The organism is Mycolicibacterium frederiksbergense (assembly GCF_012223425.1).
GTDB classification, from domain to species: domain Bacteria; phylum Actinomycetota; class Actinomycetes; order Mycobacteriales; family Mycobacteriaceae; genus Mycobacterium; species Mycobacterium frederiksbergense.
The window spans coordinates 222,043-238,948 of record NZ_CP038799.1; the positions used below are offsets into that span (position 1 = coordinate 222,043).

A 16,906-nucleotide genomic window follows, 5' to 3' on the forward strand; every position below is an offset into this window, starting at 1 on the left:
TCAACTGCAGGCGGCGAGCACCAGTTCACGCACCCGCGCGGCGTCGGCCTGGCCCTTGGTCGCCTTCATCACCGCGCCGACGATCGCGCCGGCGGCGGCCACCTTGCCGCCGCGGATCTTCTCGGCGATATCGGGATTAGCCTCGAGAGCTTCATTGACGGCGGCCTGGATCAGTGAATCGTCGCGCACCACGACCAGACCGCGGTCGTTCATCACCTGCTCGGGTTCACCCTCACCGGCCAGCACGCCCTCGATGACCTGGCGGGCCAGCTTGTTCGACAGCTTGCCCTCGTCGACGAGCTTCACCACCGCGGCCACCTGGGTGGGCGTGATCGGCAGCGCGTCGAGGTCGACCTCTTGTTCGTTGGCCTTCTGCACCAGGAAGTTTCCCCACCAGGCGCGGGCGGCTTCGCTGGACGCACCCTGGGCCACGGTCGCGGCCACCAGGTCGATCGCGCCGTTGTTGACCAGGTCGCGCATCACCTCATCGGAGATACCCCACTCCTGCTGAACGCGGTTGCGCACCAGCCACGGAAGCTCCGGGATGGTGGCGCGCAACCGCTCCACCAGCTCGGCCGACGGCGCCACCGGTTCCAGGTCGGGCTCCGGGAAGTACCGGTAGTCCTGCGCGGTCTCCTTGCTGCGCCCGGCGTTGGTGTGGCCGTCCTCGTGGAAGTGCCGGGTCTCCTGAGTGACGGTGCCGCCGGAGCGCAGCACCGCCGCCTGCCGGCGCATCTCGTAGCGGACGGCGACCTCGACGCTCTTGAGGGAGTTGACGTTCTTGGTCTCGGTGCGGGTGCCGAATTCCTTGGCGCCCTTGGCTTTCAGCGAAAGGTTGACATCGCAGCGCATCGACCCCTGGTCCATCCGCACATCGGAGACATCCAGTCCGCGCAGCAGATCGCGCAGCGCGGTCACGTAGGCCCGCGCGATCTCCGGGGCTCGTTCACCGGCGCCCTCGATGGTTCGGGTGACGATCTCGATGAGCGGCACACCGGCCCTGTTGAAGTCGGCCAGCGATGTGGTCGCACCGGAGATCCGGCCGGTGTCACTGCCCAGGTGGGTGAGCTTGCCGGTGTCTTCCTCCATGTGCGCGCGTTCGATCTCGATCCGCCAGGTGGTGCCGTCGTCGAGCGGCACATCGAGGTAACCGTCGATCGCGATCGGCTCGTCGTACTGGCTGATCTGGTAGTTCTTCGGCTGATCGGGATAGAAGTAGTTCTTCCTGGCGAAACGCCCCCACGGCGCGATATCGCAGTTGAGCGCCAACCCGATCCGGATCGCCGATTCCACCGCGGTCTGGTTGAGCACCGGCAGCGACCCGGGCAATCCCAGGCACACCGGGCACACCTGGGTGTTGGGCTCGGCGCCGAACTTGTTGGCGCACCCACAGAACATCTTGGTGGCGGTGGACAGCTCGACGTGCACTTCCATGCCCATCACGGGATCGAACTCGGCGATGACGTCGTCGTAGTCAAGAAGTTCGGCAGTATCGACAGACATGCATCGATCCTAATGGGGGCGGTCAGCGTCACTTCATGGTGGCGACGTTGCGCCAGAAGTTCTGCAGGCTGTCGGTGCCGCCGAACAGCGTGGTGAAGTTGGTGGAATCGACCAGCAGGATGTGCCCGGCCCGCGCCCCGGTCGGCGGCATCGAGATCAACGCATTGAATTCGGTGTCACCGGCCGCGGTGAACGGGTGCGGCCGGTGCGGGTCGACCCGCTGCTTGCCGAGCACCCGCAGATCCTGACTCTCCGGCGCAGTCAGTGCGTAGTGCGGCAGGTGCGGGTGGAAGTTGAAGGTGGTGACGTCGGTGAGCAGGCCGGTTCCGTCGAGATCACGAAAGGCCGTCAGCGGCGCGATCTGATTGGTGGTGCCGTCGACCACGGCGGGGCGCAGCCCCCACGTGTTGTGCACCGGCACCTGCAGCGCCGCCATCAGGGACCGGGTGTACTGGCTGAACCGCTGCTGGCGGGGCACCAGCCGGTCGCCGTGGTGCAGGTACTCGACCTGGCGCTGGTCGTAGTCGTCGGTGAATCCGACGTCGTGGTGCGGGGCCAGCACCAGGCAGGTGCCCTCTCGTTGCAGCCACCGACCGATCGCGGCGATCTCCTCGGGGTCGGCATCCTGTTCCGAGGGCAGGTGGTCGAGCCCGAACACCATCAGGGTGTCGGTATCGGCCAGGATGCGTTCGTCGATCGGCAACCGGTAGCCGGCCTGATCGATGCGCTGAAACACCGCCACCGGATGCCCGGTCGCCTCCTCGGCGAGGGCTTGGAACGCCAGCGTGGACCGGTGGAAGAGTTCGAGAGTGCCGGGGATGCCCTGCAGGAAGTTCGCCGCATCGTATTCGGGCGTCTCGTAGGCCGGCCACAGCACGTTGCGGACCTCGGTGATGGTCGAGAACCGGTTGGACATCTCAGCCGGGTCGCGTTGTGCCTCCCAGGGATAGCTCCACGTCCAGTAGATGCTGATCCGACGTCGCCCGTCGTGCGGCCGCGCCACGTGGGTCTGGTTGTACGTGCGCGCAGCGGTCATGTCGGTCCCCCGGCCCCGAGTGCCGCGAGGTACCTCATCGCCGACATTCCCGGCAGAAAGAAGTACGCCCCACCGGTGAGAGTGGTGAAGGCCGGCAAACCCTTGTGCACCTTACGGATCGGACGTTTGGGCACGGTGAAGTCCAGGGTGCCGTCCTGGGCTCCGCAGATCGGATCGTGCTCGTTGCCCAACTCGTGGAAGGCCTTGTCGTTGATCCAGACGTTCTGCGCGAACTCGAACTGGCGCACCAGATCCGCGCAGATGATGAAGGCCGCGATACCGCGCTCGACGCCGTCCTCGGGCGCCCCGTCCGGCAGTGCCGGGCCGTAGGTCGCGCCACGCCGGATCATCCGGCGGCGATTCATGTAGTGCGCCGTGTCGCGCGGATTGAGCCGACGGGCGTGCGAGCCGAGCGGGCAGGCGTATCCGTGCGGATCCATCTCCTTGTAGTTGAAGTCATTGTTGCGCATGGGGTCAGCCCCCAACTCCGGATCGTCATGCTCGGGTGCCAGTACCAGTGGCGCACCGCTGCGCCAGCGACCCATGAACTTGGCCGCCAGCAGTTCCTGTTCTTGCGGGGTCTCGGCGTGATCGCTCAGGTAGTCACGAAACGTACCGACGTGCTCCTGCAGCCTCCGGTAGGCCATGAAGCTGCCGTTGCGCGACAACACCTCAGGCTGAGGAAGATTCGCCACCGGGCCGTTCTCATCGGGGTAGCCGAGGATGAACTCCCCCGGTTCCAGCGCGTCGCCGGATCCCGGAGTCGGCTCCTCGTCCGATCCCTTCATCACCGGCTGGGACAACCGGTCCCGGAAGCCGAAATGGTCGTGCGCATAGTTGAACGGCGGCGAGGCGTTCAGGTCGAGATAGGACAGGCTGCGCACACCCTCGGTGCGAGCGAGCAACTTGTCGTGTTCCTCGATGGAGCGGGCACACTGCTCATCGGTGCGGGAAAACAGGATCGCGATCGCGTGCACATCGTCGCCGGCCAACCCACCGAGCCAGTGCTCTGGCGCACTGGTGCCGGTGTCACCGAGGATGGCGGCCCTGGCGGCCATCCCTTCGCGGAACGCGTCGGGGAAGGTGGCCAGCGATTCCTCGGCCACGCCGAGTGCACGCAGGCCGGTCCAGGTGAACGCCAGGGTGACCCACCGCTCCGATTCGTCCATCGTCGTGGTCGCCTCGGACGCGGACTGCACGCGATCGAGCAGTGCGGTCAACCACGCACGTCCGCCCGCCGGGGTGTCGAACGTCAGGAACTCATAGCGTCCCGTGATCGCCGGCGTCCTGGTGAGCAGGATGTGCTGGATGTCGTCGACCTCGAGCGTCTCGGTCACTGCATCTGGTCGAGCATGTCCGAGAAGGCAGCCTTGAGCTTGAGCGCCTTCTTGATCTCGTCAGCGGTGACGTAGGGGTACTCACCGTATTCCAGGAAGCTCGGCTGCTGGTGGTCGCGGACGAACGTGATGAACGCCTCCGGGTTCTCCTTCCAGTCCTCCGGAAACCCTTCGAGTTGGGTGAAGATGGTCGTGATACCCGTCGCGCTGAACAGCTGGACGGCATCCTCGGTGTACTTGTCGAAATCGGTGTCGAAGATGCCCATGTACTGGAAATGCAGGCCGGAACCGATGTCGAAGAGATTCCAGCGCAAGTAGTGCAACCGCAACGGCGCCAGCGCGTCGGGACTCGCCGCGATGGTCTCTTCGATCGTCTTGCCGTAGGCGCGGACCGCCTCCTCGCGGCCCTCTTTCACCTTCGCGATGATCGAGAAGCCGTGACACGCCGGTGTCCTGGGGTAGACGGGGCCGTACCGTCCGCGCTCCAGCTCGAAATAGCCCTCTTTCGGGATGGCGAGTGCCGCCGGTTTGGTCCAGTCGCTGTCACCTGCGGCCATGTCGGCACCTCCCGGTTCGGTGCCTCGGACGCTACACCCGAAGGCGCCTTCCGGCGCGGGAAATCGCAGCCAGATGACACCGATCATGACTGTCCGTCCGGCGATTTCGCTGTCGCCACGGCGAGTACGGAAGAGTTGACGAGTACTGCGAGAAAAGTCGGCTCACTCGCACGCCTGCGGATCCCCGGGGGGAGAGCTGGAGGCAGCGGCCTCACCGTCAGCCGAAGAACTCCGCGGCATCGTCGTAGCGGCTTTGCGGGACCAGCTTGAGCTGGCGCACCGCGTCGGCCAGCGGGACCCGGCCGATTTCCTGCCCGCGCAGCGACACCATCATCCCGTACTCACCCGCATGCGCGGCGTCGGCGGCGTTGACACCGAATCTGGTGGCCAGCACGCGGTCATAGGGCGTCGGGGTGCCGCCGCGCTGCACATGGCCGAGCACCGTCACCCGCACTTCCTTGTTGATCCGCTTCTCGATCTCGACGCCGAGCTGGTGCGCCACACCGGTGAACTTCTCGTGCCCGAACTCGTCGGTGCCACCCTGCTTCAGTTGCATCGAACCCTCGGCCGGTTTGGCACCCTCGGCCACCACGCAGATGAAATGCGAATCACCGCGCACGAAGCGCTGTTTGACCAGCCGGCACACTTCTTCGACATCGAAAGGCTGCTCGGGGATCAGCGTCATGTGCGCGCCCGAGGCCAGGCCGGCGTTGAGCGCGATCCAGCCGGCGTGGCGGCCCATCACCTCGACCAGCATCACGCGCTGATGCGATTCGGCGGTGCTGTGCAGCCGGTCGATGGCATCGGTCGCGACATGCAACGCGGTGTCGTGCCCGAAAGTGACGTCGGTGCAATCGATATCGTTGTCGATGGTCTTGGGTACACCGACCACCGGCACGTTCTCCTCGGACAGCCAGTGCGCCGCGGTCAGCGTGCCCTCGCCGCCGATCGGGATCAGGACGTCGATGCCGTTGTCTTCGAGGGTCTGCTTGATCTGGTCCAGACCGGCACGCAGCTTGTCCGGGTTGACGCGCGCGGTGCCCAGCATGGTGCCGCCCTTGGCGAGCAGCCGGTCATTGCGGTCGTCGTTCGACAGCTGGATGCGGCGATCCTCCAACAGACCGCGCCAGCCGTCCTGGAAACCGACGACCGATGAGCCGTACCGCACCGCACTGGTGCGCACCACCGCGCGGATCACCGCATTCAGGCCAGGACAGTCACCACCACCGGTGAGAACACCAATACGCATGGGCTAGATCCTGCCAGCTTCGTCCAGTCCGGGCTCGCCCACAGCGAAAGTGAAGCTCAGCGTCCTAGGGTTGGGTATGACCACCCTCGCCGATCACGTCATCTTGACACTGCAGGCCAGTGGCGTCACCCGCATGTACGGACTGCCCGGGGACAGTCTCAACGGGCTGACCGATGCCATCCGGCGCGCCGACGACTTCACCTGGGAACACGTCCGCCATGAGGAGACGGCGGGTTTCGCGGCGGCCGGCGATGCGGCGCTGACCGGGCAGCTCGCAGTCTGTGCCGGCAGCTGCGGGCCGGGCAACCTGCATCTGATCAACGGGCTGTTCGACGCCCAGCGCAGCCGGGTGCCGGTGCTGGCCATCGCCGCGCACATCCCGCAGTCCGAGATCGGCTCGGAGTACTTCCAGGAGACCCGCCCGCAGGAACTGTTCCGCGAATGCAGCGTGTACTGCGAGCTGGTCACCACCCCGGAGTCCGCGCCGCGGGTGCTGCAGATGGCGATGCGCGCCGCCGTCGAGGAGAACGGCGTCGCCGTCGTCGTCATCCCGGGCGAGATCTTCCTGCACAAGGCCGGGGACCTGAGAGTCAGCCCGGTACTGCCCACCCACTCGATATGCCGGCCGGCCGACGATGAACTGCGCCGCGCCGCAACGATTCTCAACAACTCCGACAAGATCACCATCCTCGCCGGCGCCGGCGCCGAGGGCGCCCATGACGAGTTGGTGATGCTGGCGGCCACCCTGAAGGCGCCGGTGGTCCACGCCCTGCGCGGCAAGGAATTCGTCGAATACGACAATCCGTACGACGTCGGGATGACAGGCCTGCTCGGATTCGCCTCCGGCTACAAGGCCATCAAAGAGGCGGAGGTGCTGCTCATGCTGGGCACCGACTTCCCGTACCGGCAGTTCTATCCCGAGCACGCCACCGTCATCCAGGTGGACATCCGCGGCCGCAACCTGGGCCGGCGCACCCCCATCGACCTCGGGATGGTCGGATACGTCGGCGACACCCTGGCCGCACTGCAGCCACTGCTGAGCACCAAGGACGACCGCACGCACCTGGACCGGTCACTGAAGCACTACCGGAAGACCCGCCGACGGCTCGACGAGCTCGCCGTCAACGATCGCGACAAGACCCCCATCCGGCCGGAATATCTTGCCGCCGAGGCTGACCGGCTGGCCGCCGCGGATGCGGTGTTCACCGTCGACGTCGGGTCGCCGGTGGTGTGGGCGGCGCGCTATCTGACCATGAACGGGCGCAGGCGCCTGCTGGGTTCGTTCAATCACGGCACCATGGCCTGCGCGCTGCCACTGGCCATCGGCGCCCAGACGGTGGACCGCAACCGGCAGGTGGTGGCCTTCGCCGGCGACGGCGGACTGACCATGCTGTTCGGGGAGCTGATCACCCTGAGCCAGAACCGGCTGCCGGTGAAGGTGATCGTGTTCAACAACTCGTCGCTGAACTTCGTGGAACTGGAGATGAAGGCGGCCGGCATCGTGACCTTCGGCACGGATCTGCAGAATCCCGACTTCGCGGCCGTCGCGCGGTCCCTGGGGCTCTTCGGTCGGCGGGTGGAACAGCCCGGCGACCTGGCGTCCGCGCTCAACGAGGCCTTCGCCCACGACGGCCCGGCGCTGATCGACGTGGTGACCGCGCGTCAGGAACTGTCCATCCCGCCGGCCATCACCGTCGAGCAGGCCAAGGGTTTCTCGCTGTACGCGATCCGCACCATCCTGGCCGGACGGTCCGACGAGCTGCTGGATCTGGTCAGCACCAACGTGGCGCGCCGCATCCTGGACTGACGGCTACAGCGCGGTGGGCAGCGCTCCGCGCGCGACCTCGTAGGCCGCGCCGACCCGGTAGAGCCGGTCATCGGCCAGCGCCGGCGCCATGATCTGCAGCCCGACGGGCAGATTGTCCTCGGCCGCCAGGCCCGACGGCACCGACATCCCGCAGTGCCCAGCCAGGTTCAGCGGCAACGTGCACAGATCGAACAGGTACATGGCCAGCGGATCGTCGACCTTCTCCCCCAGCCGGAAGGCGGTGGTCGGCGTCGCCGGCGAGACCAGCACATCCACCTGCTGGTAGGCCGCGTCGAGATCGCGGGCGATCAGCGTGCGGACCTTCTGGGCCTGGTTGTAGTAGGCGTCGTAGTAGCCGGCCGACAGCGCGTAAGCACCGATCATGATGCGGCGCTTGACTTCCGGGCCGAAGCCGGCGGCGCGGGTCAGCGCCATCACCTCTTCGGCGCTGTGCGTACCGTCATCACCGACGCGCAGCCCGAACCGCATGGCATCGAAGCGCGCCAGGTTGGAGGACACCTCCGAGGGCAGGATCAGGTAGTAGGCCGCCATCGCGTGATCGAAATGGGGGCAGTCCACCTCGGTGACCTCGGCGCCGAGCGCGGTGAGTTGGTCCACGGCGGTGTTGAACGAGGCCAGCACGCCGGGCTGATACCCGTCCCCGCGCAACTGCTTGACCACGCCGATGCGCACACCCTTCAGGTCTCCGGTCGCACCGGCGCGGGCCGCGCCCACGACATCGGGCACCGGGGCGTCCACCGAGGTGGAGTCCCGCACGTCATGGCCGGCGATGACCTGATGCAGCAGCGCGGTGTCCAGCACGGTGCGCGCGCACGGACCGCCCTGGTCCAGCGACGACGCGCAGGCCACCAGGCCGTAGCGGCTGACGGTGCCGTAGGTGGGCTTCACACCGACGGTCGAGGTGAGGGCGGCGGGCTGGCGGATCGAGCCACCGGTGTCGGTGCCGATGGCCAGCGGCGCCTGGAACGCGGCGAGCGCGGCGGCGCTGCCACCGCCGGAACCGCCGGGCACCCGGTCGGTGTCCCAGGGGTTGCGGGTCGGACCGAATGCGGAGTTCTCCGTCGAGCTGCCCATGGCGAACTCGTCCATGTTGGTCTTGCCGAGTATCGGGATGCCGGCCGCACGCAGCCGCGCGGTGACCGTCGCGTCGTACGGCGGGTTCCAGCCCTCCAGGATCTTCGATCCGCAGGTGGTCGGCATGTCCGTCGTGGTGAACACGTCCTTGAGCGCCAGCGGCACACCGGCCAGCGGGGACGGCAGCTGCTCACCGGCGGACACCTTGGCGTCGATCTCGGCGGCCGCGGCCAGCGCCCTGTCCCCCGCGACGTGCAGGAAGGCGTGGTAACGCTCGTCGGTGGCGGCGATCTGGTCCAGGTGGGCCTGGGTGACCTCGGTCGAGGACACCTCCTTGGCGGCGATGCGGGCGCCCAGGGTCGCGGCGTCCTCACGGATCAACTCGGTCACTCTTCTTCCCCCAGGATCCTAGGCACGGCGAACCGGCCGTCCTCGGCGCGCGGCGCCGCCGCCAGCGCCTCGTCCTGGCTCAGACCGGCCACGACGGTGTCCGGCCGGGTCACATTGAGGACCTTCAACGGATTGTCCGTGGCTTCGACGCCGGTGACGTCGACGGATTGGATCTGGCCGACGTGGGCCAGGATGGCGTCGAGCTGGCCTGCGAAGCTGTCCAGCTCACCGTCGGTCAGGGCGAGCCGGGCCAGCCGCGCCAGGTGCGCTACCTCGTCCCGGGAAATCTGTGACACGACTGCAAAGCCTAGTCACCCTGCAATCCTCGGGTCGCTGCGCCCCGACCCCTGTGACATCGTGTTGGCCGTGCCGTCATATCTGCTGCGGGTCCAGCTGGAGGACCGACCGGGCAGCCTCGGCTCACTGGCCGTCGCACTCGGTTCGGTGGGTGCCGACATCCTGTCCCTCGACGTCGTCGAGCGCGGCGCCGGCTACGCCATCGACGATCTGGTGGTCGAACTGCCGCCCGGCGCGATGCCCGACTCGCTGATCACCGCCGCCGAGCACATCAAGGGCGTCTACGTCGACAGCGTCCGCCCGCACACCGGACTGCTGGAAGCCCACCGCGAACTCGAGCTCATCGATCACATCGCCGCCGCGCGGGGCCGGTCCGACAAACTGCACGTGCTCGCCCAGGACGCCCCACGGGTGCTACGGGTGAGCTGGTGCACCGTGGTCCGGTCCACCGGCGAGGGCGTCGAGCGCGTCGCCGGCAGCCCGGGCGCACCGGAGACGCAGGCCACCACCGCCCCCTGGCTCCCGCTGGAACACGCCGCGGCACTGGACGCCACCGCGGACTGGGTGCCGCAGGTGTGGCGCGATATCGATACCGCGCTGGCCGCAGCCCCGCTGGGCGACCCGTCGATCGCAGTCGTGCTCGGCCGTGCGGGTGGCCCGGCGTTCCGACCGTCGGAGGTGGCCCGGCTGGGCTACCTGGCCGGCATCGTGGCCACCATCCTTCGCTGATAATGCTGAGAACCCGCTGTGAGCGAGGCTGTACGGTGGAATTCCAGCTGTTGAACACGATGAAAGGTGTTGCGTGGGGGAACTACTGATCGTCCTCGCCATCGTTGCGCTCGCGGCGGGCGTCATCGTCTTCCTCGTCGCCCGCAATCGCCCGAAGCAGCCCAAGCAGCCCTCGGCCCGCCAGGATCCGCTGCGATTCGCGTCCCAAACAGAGACTTTCGGCCCGCGCCAGCTGGGCCCCGGTGCCATCGTCAGCTACGGCGGCACCGACTACGTGGTGCGCGGATCGGTCACCCTGCGGGAGGGTCCGTTCGTCTGGTGGGAGCACCTGCTCGAGGGCAAGGCCGACGAGCCACCGGTCTGGTTCAGCGTCGAGGAGGACGAGGGCCGCCTCGAGCTGGTGTGGTGGCACAAACGCACCGGACTACCGGCCGAACCGGGCAGCAGCATCGACGTCGACGGCGTGTCCTTCACCGTCGACGAGAACGGCCGCGCGTCCTACACCACCGAGGGCACCACGGGACTTCCCGCGGGCGGGGACATGGACTACGTGGACTACAGCGCCAACGGCGGTACCGCCCTGCTCGGCTACGAGCGCTGGGCGCCGACGATGGCGTGGGAGGTCTCCTACGGCACCCCGGTGCGCGCCGGAGAGCTGACCGTGTACCCGGCGCCGCCGGCCGGATCCTAGGCATCGCGTTGCCGTTGCACCGCCTGCGCGTGGTTCCCGCCGATGTCAGTGGCGCGAACCTGCGGTTGACGCTGAACGCACCGGCCCCGCCACCGCTGGCGTCCTGCACGCTGCGCCATCCCGGCGGCGCGGATCTGACCCTCGGCGTGCTCGGCGCGTCTCATGTCATCACCGTGGCTGACTTCTCCGAGCAGGTGTCGTGCACCACCCACGATGCCGGTTCGGCACTGCCGGACTCGGCGCAGGCACCCGGCTACCGGCTGCAGTCCGAGACCGCCAGCCACGACGAGTCCGCCTTCCGCCGGATCGCGGCCGGCCTGCGGCACCGCTGCGAACACGAGAGCGGTTGGCTGGGTGGCAGTTTCCCCGGCGACGAGGCCGCGCTCACGGCGCTGTGCGCCACGCCCGAGGGCGCCGGCTGGCACTGGCAGACCTGGCATCTGTACCCGGCGGCCCGGGGCGGAGTCGTCGTACACACCGAGAGCCGGTGGCAACCGTGAGCCGCAACGCCCTGTTCGCGCTGGCCGGAGTGCTGGGCGCGCTTGGCGCCGTCCTGCTGATCTCGGGAATGGTGTTGCTGAACAAGGATGTTCGTAACCACGTCAGCGAGAATTACCGGCAGTACTCGGCGGACGGCGGTAACGGCCGCTATGAATGCAGCGGCTCCCCGAAGTCGGTGGCCGACGACATCGCGTCCTACGACGCCCCGGAATCGCGTGCCTCCGACCGCGGCAGTGAGTATCTGCGTTACCCCGATGACATCGTGATCGTCGGTCCGGACGGCCAGTATCCGTGCAGTGTCCGGGTCGAGGACGTCAATTCCCGCTACAGCGGCGGCGGGTTCATTTTTCTGGGTCCGGGGTTCACCCCGGGCTCACCAGCGGGCGGCTCGGGCGGTAGCTCCGGCGGACCCGGCGGAACGAAGTAGGAGCAGGAGACACCGATGGACATGTCATACCTTGCACTGGAGTTCGGCACGGTCGACGGCGGTGCACTGACCCAGAACGTGGTCGCGGCGGTGCTGTACTTCGTCGTCGGGATCGTCGTTTTCGGCGCCGGGTTCGTGATGACCGACCTGTTGACGCCGGGCAGCCTGCGCGAGTTGGTGTTCGTCGCGCACCGCCCGAATGCGGTCGCGGTGGCCTGCGGCATGTATGGGGCGCTGTCGTTGGTGACGGCCGTCGCGATCATCGCGAGTTCCGCCGAACTGGGCCAGGGACTGGTCGATGCGCTGGTCTACGGCCTGGTCGGCGTGGTACTGCAGGGTATAACGCTGCTGGTGCTGGAAGCCCTGGTGCCGGGCCGTTTTCGCGACCTGATCGGCGATGAGAAGCTGCACCCGGGCGCCGTGGCGACCGCGGTGATCCTGCTGGCCGTCGGAGGGGTGAACGCAGCCGCGCTGTCATGACCGGCACGACGCGCTGGCGGGCACTGCTGCTGGCCGCGGTCGCGGCCTGCGCAGCGTGCGGGCTCATCTACGAGCTCGCCCTGCTGACGCTGTCGGCCAGTCTGCACGGCGGCGGTATCGTCGCCACCTCACTGATCGTCGCGGGTTACGTCGCCGCGCTCGGCGCCGGCGCCCTGCTGGTCAAACCGTTGCTCGGACACGCCGCCATTACCTTCATCGCCGTCGAGACCATGCTCGGTGTGATCGGCGGATTATCTGCTGCGGCAATGTATGTGGCGTTCTCCTTCATCGGTGGTTCGCTGTGGGTGCTGGTGCTGGGCACCGCGGTGATCGGCGCGCTGGTGGGCGCCGAGGTCCCGCTGCTGATGACGCTGTTGCAGCGTGGCCGCACCGCCGGAGCCGCCGACGCCGGCCGGGTGCTGGCCAACCTGAACGCCGCGGACTATCTTGGCGCCCTGATCGGCGGGCTGGCTTGGCCGTTCCTGGTGCTGCCGCAATTGGGCATGATCCGCGGCGCCGCGGTCACCGGGATGATCAACCTGGCCGCGGCGGCCGTCGTGGCGGTCTTCCTGCTGCGCACCATCATCAGCCGCCGCCAGCTCGCCTCGGCGCTGGCCGTGCTCACCGCCGCCGCGATGGGTCTGACCGCGCTGATCGTGGCCTCCGACGGTATCCAGAGCACCACCCGTCAACGGCTGTACGCCGATCCGATCATCGCCTACCAGCAGTCCGCCTATCAGGAGATCGTGGTGACCCGCCGCGGCCCCGACACCCGGCTCTATCTCGATGGCGGACTGCAGTTCTCGACGCGCGACGAGTACCGCTACACCGAGAGCCTGGTGTATCCGGCGCTCGGCGACGAGGCCCGCACGGTGCTCATCCTCGGCGGTGGCGATGGCCTGGCCGCCCGCGAGTTGCTGCGGATGCCGCAGGTGCGCCAGATCGTCCAGGTGGAACTCGATCCGGCCGTGATCGCGCTGGCGCGCGGACCTCTGCGCGAGACCAATGCCGGCGCGCTGGACGACCCACGGGTGCAGGTGGTGGTCGATGACGCGATGACCTGGCTGCGCGAACCCGGCGTGTTGCCCGACGGCGGATTCGACGCTGTCATCATCGACCTGCCCGACCCGGACAATCCGGTGCTGGGCCGGTTGTACTCACTCGAGTTCTACGCGCTGTTGACCCGCGTGCTGGCCGTCGACGGACTGGTGGTGGTGCAGTCGGGAAGCCCGTTCTCGACGCCGAATGCGTTCTGGCGCACGGTGTCCACCCTCGGGTCGGCGGGTTTCGCGGTGACCCCGTATCACGTGCACGTGCCGACCTTCGGCGACTGGGGTTTTGCGCTGGCCCGCCGCGGGGGCACGCCCCCGACGCCCACGGTCCCCGACGATGCTCCCCCGCTGCGGTTTCTGACCCAGGAGGTGCTCGACGCGGCGGCGGTGTTCCCGCTGGACAACGCCCCGCAGGTCCTCGAGCCCTCGACGCTGGACAATCTGCGGATCGTCGAGGACATGCGGGCGGGCTACCGCTGAGTCCAAGCAGGTGTGCGCCCGGCGAAGTGTCGGACCCCCTACCGGTCGGCCGATGATTCTTGGTGTTCCGTATGAGTCCGGTGACAGTGGTCTTCCAGACCCATAGGTTGGAAGCCAGGAGAGATTGATACCGCAGAAGGCGGATGTGCTCCTGAACGACACTGGTAGACAATGCAATTGCGCATTAGGCATGCCAAATGCATTGCCGAAGACTACTTTCAGAAAGGCACGTAGAAATGCACAAACCCAGCTCAATCACTGTCGGCGTCATCGCATTGACAGCAGCAATTCTCGGGACCGCACCGACGGTCTCTGCGACCCCGCCGGCGCCCGCTTCAGCCGTCGAAACCGTCGCAGACCCACCAGGCCCGGACGACGGCGTCCAGGCGAACGGATCGCGCAGCGGGCGCCAGAAATCGGTCGACACCACCGCCGGGACCGCCTTCACGCCCCCGGTGACCGCCCCCCAGGCCACGGTCGATCCCTACAACGACTGAGCGGCACTGCCCCGATTCGCTGACCGGCCTCGGCGGTGGCTGACGCGATGCTAGCTCTCGGCCGGCTCCGGTTCGGGTGATGGCCCGTCGGCCAGCAGCGTGCGGAAACCGTCCTCGTCGAGCACCGGCACACCGAGTTCGATCGCCTTGTCGTACTTGGATCCCGGTGCGTCACCGGCGACCACGTAGGAGGTCTTCTTGGAGACCGAGCCTGCGGCCTTGCCGCCGCGGACGAGGATGGCCTCCTTTGCCTCGTCGCGGGAAAAGCCGGTCAGCGAACCGGTCACCACGATCGACAGCCCCTCCAGGGTGCGTTCGATACCGGCGTCGCGTTCGTCGGCCATCCGGACACCGGCGGCGCGCCACTTGTCGACGATCGCGCGGTGCCAGTCCACCTCGAACCATTCGATGACCGCCGCGGCGATGGTCGGCCCGACACCTTCCACCGCGGCCAATTCGGCCTCCGAGGCGGCGATGATCGCGTCGAGGCTGCCGAATTCGCCGGCCAGCGCGCGTGCCGCCGTGGGACCGACGTGCCGGATGGACAGCGCGACCAGCACCCGCCAGAGCGGTTGGGATTTCGCCTTGCCCAGGTTGGCGAGCAGCCGCTTGCCGTTGGCCGACAACTCGCCGGCCTTGGTGGTGAACAGCTCGGTGCGCAGCAGGTCCTCGGCGGTGAGCCCGAACAGTTCACCCTCGTCGGTGATGACACCGGCCTGCAGCAGAGCGGTGCCCGCCTCGTATCCGAGGCCCTCGATGTCGAAGGCGCCGCGGCCGGCGGCGTGGAACACCCGCTCCCGCAGCTGCGCCGGGCAGGTGCGGGTGTTGGGGCAACGGATGTCGGCGTCACCCTCCTTGGCCGGCGCCAGTGTGGTGCCGCACTCGGGACATGTTGTGGGCATGATGAATTCGCGCTCGGTGCCATCGCGCAGGTCGACCACGGGGGCCAGCACTTCGGGGATGACGTCACCGGCCTTGCGCAGCACCACGGTGTCACCGATCAGCACACCCTTGCGTTTGACCTCGGACGCATTATGCAGGGTGGCCAGCCCGACGGTGGACCCCGCCACCTTGACCGGTTCCATGTAGGCGAACGGGGTGACCCGTCCGGTGCGCCCGACGTTGACCCGGATGTCGAGGAGTTTCGTGGTGACCTCCTCGGGCGGATACTTGTAGGCGATCGCCCACCGGGGCGCCCGTGACGTCGCGCCGAGACGGCGCTGCAGGTTCACATCGTCGACTTTGACCACCACGCCGTCGATTTCGTGTTCGACGTCGTGGCGATGTTCACCCCAGTAGGCGATGCGTTCGGCCACCGCCTTGATGCCCTGCACCTTGGTGGTGTGGGTGGACACCGGCAGGCCCCAGGCGCCCAGCGCCCGGTACGCATCGTGCAGGGAGGCGGGGGTGAATCCTTCGGCCTTGCCGAGTCCGTGGCAGATCATCCGCAACTTGCGTCGCGCGGTGACGGCGGGATTCTTCTGCCGCAGCGAGCCCGCCGCGCTGTTGCGCGGGTTGGCGAACGGCGGTTTGCCCTCGGCCACCAGGCCGGCGTTGAGGTCCTCGAAATCGGCCAGCCGGAAGAACACCTCACCGCGCACCTCGAGCACAGCTGGGACCGGGAATTCCTCTGTGCCGGTGAGTCGTTCGGGAATGTCATCGATCGTGCGGGCATTGAGGGTGACATCTTCGCCGCTGCGGCCGTCGCCGCGGGTGGCCCCGCGGACCAGGACACCGTCGCGGTAGACCAGTGCCAGTGCGACACCGTCGATCTTCAGTTCGCACAGAAAGTCGATATCGGTGCCGATCTCGGCACCGAGGCGGGCGGCCCACGCCGACAGCTCATCGGTGTCGAATGCGTTGTCCAGCGACAGCATCCGTTCCAGATGGTCGGCCGCGCCGAAATCGGTGGCGAAACCGGCGCCGCCGACCAGCTGGGTCGGCGAATCCGGCGAGCGCAGTTCCGGGTACCGCTCTTCGAGCCCCTGCAGCTCACGCAGCAGGGTGTCGAACTCGGCGTCCGACACGACCGGTGCGTCCTTGACGTAGTAGCGGAACTGGTGGCCGCGCACTTCCTCGGCGAGTTCCTGCCATCGACCACGGGCCTCTGCGTCCGGTGAGCTCACCCTGGTCAGGCTAGTCGAGGCCACCGACAGGCCCCGACACCGATTACAACGTCGGGATGCGCCGGAACTGGACCACATCACGCCAGGTGGTGCCCTCCCAGCACTGCAGCACGAACCCGCGGGGCTCGACCAGTTCGCGCAGCGCCGCGACACTCTGGCGATCGGGGTCCGGGAAGGCCTCGACGAACACCAGCAGCGCCCCCGGGTTGAGCACCCGCTCCAGCGCGCGGATGCAGGCGTCCCGGTCGGGTACCTCGCCGAGCACCGCGGCCAGGAAGGCGACGTCGAAGGAGTTGTCGGCGAACGGCAACCCGGCACCGGCGTCCCCGGAGTGAAACCCCACCTGGCAGCCGGTGTCGACGCCGGCCAGCCTGCGGGCCGCCTTGTCCAGCATCTGCGGCTGCAGGTCGAACAGGTCGAGCCGGCCCAGTGGCAACCGGCGGGCGAGTTCGGTGCTGAAGTATCCGGGACCGGGCCCGATCTCCAGGACCCGTTCGTTGCCGGCCAACCGCAGCGACTCCACCACGCTGCCGGGCCGCCCGATGAGTCGGCGGACCGGGTTGTTCAGGAACGCCGCAGCCCAATGCGGATATGGGGTGTCGCTCACCCGGCGGGTTTGCCGGAGCACGGTATCGATCCACGAAGTCGGCAT

The 16,906-nt window shown here is 67.9% G+C and carries 17 protein-coding genes; 8 read left to right on the forward strand and 9 right to left on the reverse strand.

The annotated features are described in order from the left end of the window. The 5 genes from gatB to EXE63_RS04150 all read right to left on the reverse strand — a co-directional run bounded on the left by gatB (nt 1) and on the right by EXE63_RS04150 (nt 5,682). The gene (gene gatB / locus EXE63_RS04130) at nt 1-1,503 is read right to left on the reverse strand and encodes an Asp-tRNA(Asn)/Glu-tRNA(Gln) amidotransferase subunit GatB (RefSeq protein ID WP_168140924.1); all 1,503 of its coding nucleotides are present in this window, start codon (nt 1,501-1,503) and stop codon (nt 1-3) included. Between the two features lie 28 nt (nt 1,504-1,531). Continuing rightward, a complete protein-coding gene (locus EXE63_RS04135) occupies nt 1,532-2,539 on the reverse strand; it encodes a hypothetical protein (protein ID WP_168140925.1) in 1,008 nt (335 codons plus the stop codon). Then, nucleotides 2,536-3,876 (reverse strand): Dyp-type peroxidase, encoded by a 1,341-nt coding sequence (locus EXE63_RS04140; protein WP_168140926.1) that lies wholly within the window; start codon nt 3,874-3,876, stop codon nt 2,536-2,538. Before EXE63_RS04140 ends, EXE63_RS04135 begins: the two co-directional genes overlap by 4 nt. After that, on the reverse strand, nt 3,873-4,433 hold the full coding sequence (locus EXE63_RS04145) for a hypothetical protein (RefSeq protein WP_168140927.1): 561 nt from the start codon (nt 4,431-4,433) through the stop codon (nt 3,873-3,875). Before EXE63_RS04145 ends, EXE63_RS04140 begins: the two co-directional genes overlap by 4 nt. 217 nt (nt 4,434-4,650) lie before the next feature. Beyond that, on the reverse strand, nt 4,651-5,682 hold the full coding sequence (locus EXE63_RS04150) for an ATP-dependent 6-phosphofructokinase (RefSeq protein ID WP_057166292.1): 1,032 nt from the start codon (nt 5,680-5,682) through the stop codon (nt 4,651-4,653). Nucleotides 5,683-5,758: 76 nt separating this feature from the next. Between EXE63_RS04150 and poxB the strand changes: the two genes are divergently transcribed. Then, the gene (gene poxB, locus EXE63_RS04155; RefSeq protein ID WP_168140928.1) at nt 5,759-7,489 is read left to right on the forward strand and encodes a ubiquinone-dependent pyruvate dehydrogenase; all 1,731 of its coding nucleotides are present in this window, start codon (nt 5,759-5,761) and stop codon (nt 7,487-7,489) included. 3 nt (nt 7,490-7,492) lie between these two features. On the opposite strand, the gene gatA is transcribed toward poxB, so the two are convergent. Further along, nucleotides 7,493-8,974: an Asp-tRNA(Asn)/Glu-tRNA(Gln) amidotransferase subunit GatA gene (gene gatA, locus EXE63_RS04160; RefSeq protein WP_168140929.1), complete on the reverse strand. Its 1,482-nt coding sequence runs from the start codon at nt 8,972-8,974 to the stop codon at nt 7,493-7,495. Further along, a complete protein-coding gene (gene gatC, locus EXE63_RS04165) occupies nt 8,971-9,270 on the reverse strand; it encodes an Asp-tRNA(Asn)/Glu-tRNA(Gln) amidotransferase subunit GatC (RefSeq protein WP_168140930.1) in 300 nt (99 codons plus the stop codon). The genes gatA and gatC overlap by 4 nt, the downstream gene beginning before the upstream one ends. A 61-nt stretch (nt 9,271-9,331) precedes the next feature. On the opposite strand from gatC, the gene EXE63_RS04170 reads away from it, so the two are divergent. From EXE63_RS04170 to EXE63_RS32505, 7 genes are all read left to right on the forward strand, one after another. Then, a complete protein-coding gene (locus EXE63_RS04170; protein WP_210000244.1) occupies nt 9,332-10,000 on the forward strand; it encodes an ACT domain-containing protein in 669 nt (222 codons plus the stop codon). Nucleotides 10,001-10,073: 73 nt separating this feature from the next. Next, on the forward strand, nt 10,074-10,691 hold the full coding sequence (locus EXE63_RS04175) for a DUF4178 domain-containing protein (RefSeq protein WP_168140932.1): 618 nt from the start codon (nt 10,074-10,076) through the stop codon (nt 10,689-10,691). A gap of 8 nt (nt 10,692-10,699) precedes the next feature. After that, nucleotides 10,700-11,191, forward strand: a complete 492-nt coding sequence (locus EXE63_RS04180) for a DUF2617 family protein (protein ID WP_168140933.1) — start codon at nt 10,700-10,702, stop codon at nt 11,189-11,191. Further along, nucleotides 11,188-11,619 carry a DUF4247 domain-containing protein gene (locus EXE63_RS04185; RefSeq protein WP_168140934.1) on the forward strand — a complete coding sequence of 144 codons (432 nt, stop codon included), beginning with the start codon at nt 11,188-11,190 and terminating at the stop codon, nt 11,617-11,619. Before EXE63_RS04180 ends, EXE63_RS04185 begins: the two co-directional genes overlap by 4 nt. Nucleotides 11,620-11,640: 21 nt before the next feature. Next, nucleotides 11,641-12,099: a DUF350 domain-containing protein gene (locus EXE63_RS04190; protein ID WP_168145384.1), complete on the forward strand. Its 459-nt coding sequence runs from the start codon at nt 11,641-11,643 to the stop codon at nt 12,097-12,099. Next, nucleotides 12,096-13,631 (forward strand): polyamine aminopropyltransferase, encoded by a 1,536-nt coding sequence (locus EXE63_RS04195; protein ID WP_168140935.1) that lies wholly within the window; start codon nt 12,096-12,098, stop codon nt 13,629-13,631. Before EXE63_RS04190 ends, EXE63_RS04195 begins: the two co-directional genes overlap by 4 nt. 275 nt (nt 13,632-13,906) lie before the next feature. Next, the gene (locus EXE63_RS32505) at nt 13,907-14,128 is read left to right on the forward strand and encodes a hypothetical protein (RefSeq protein ID WP_210000248.1); all 222 of its coding nucleotides are present in this window, start codon (nt 13,907-13,909) and stop codon (nt 14,126-14,128) included. 50 nt (nt 14,129-14,178) lie between these two features. On the opposite strand, the gene ligA is transcribed toward EXE63_RS32505, so the two are convergent. Beyond that, complete coding sequence (gene ligA, locus EXE63_RS04200; RefSeq protein ID WP_210000258.1) at nt 14,179-16,254, reverse strand: NAD-dependent DNA ligase LigA; 2,076 nt, start codon at nt 16,252-16,254, stop codon at nt 14,179-14,181. Between the two features lie 43 nt (nt 16,255-16,297). Next, complete coding sequence (locus EXE63_RS04205; protein WP_168145385.1) at nt 16,298-16,891, reverse strand: class I SAM-dependent methyltransferase; 594 nt, start codon at nt 16,889-16,891, stop codon at nt 16,298-16,300. Nucleotides 16,892-16,906: the final 15 nt, after the last annotated feature.

Bases quoted from the DNA above. Each gene is read 5' to 3' on its own strand.
- gatB (WP_168140924.1), bottom strand. From the start codon at position 1,503: ATGTCTGTCGATACTGCCGAACTTCTTGACTACGACGACGTCATCGCC.
- EXE63_RS04135 (WP_168140925.1), bottom strand. From the start codon at position 2,539: ATGACCGCTGCGCGCACGTACAACCAGACCCACGTGGCGCGGCCGCAC.
- EXE63_RS04145 (WP_168140927.1), bottom strand. From the start codon at position 4,433: ATGGCCGCAGGTGACAGCGACTGGACCAAACCGGCGGCACTCGCCATC.
- EXE63_RS04150 (WP_057166292.1), bottom strand. From the start codon at position 5,682: ATGCGTATTGGTGTTCTCACCGGTGGTGGTGACTGTCCTGGCCTGAAT.
- poxB (WP_168140928.1), top strand. From the start codon at position 5,759: ATGACCACCCTCGCCGATCACGTCATCTTGACACTGCAGGCCAGTGGC.
- EXE63_RS04190 (WP_168145384.1), top strand. From the start codon at position 11,641: ATGTCATACCTTGCACTGGAGTTCGGCACGGTCGACGGCGGTGCACTG.
- EXE63_RS04195 (WP_168140935.1), top strand. From the start codon at position 12,096: ATGACCGGCACGACGCGCTGGCGGGCACTGCTGCTGGCCGCGGTCGCG.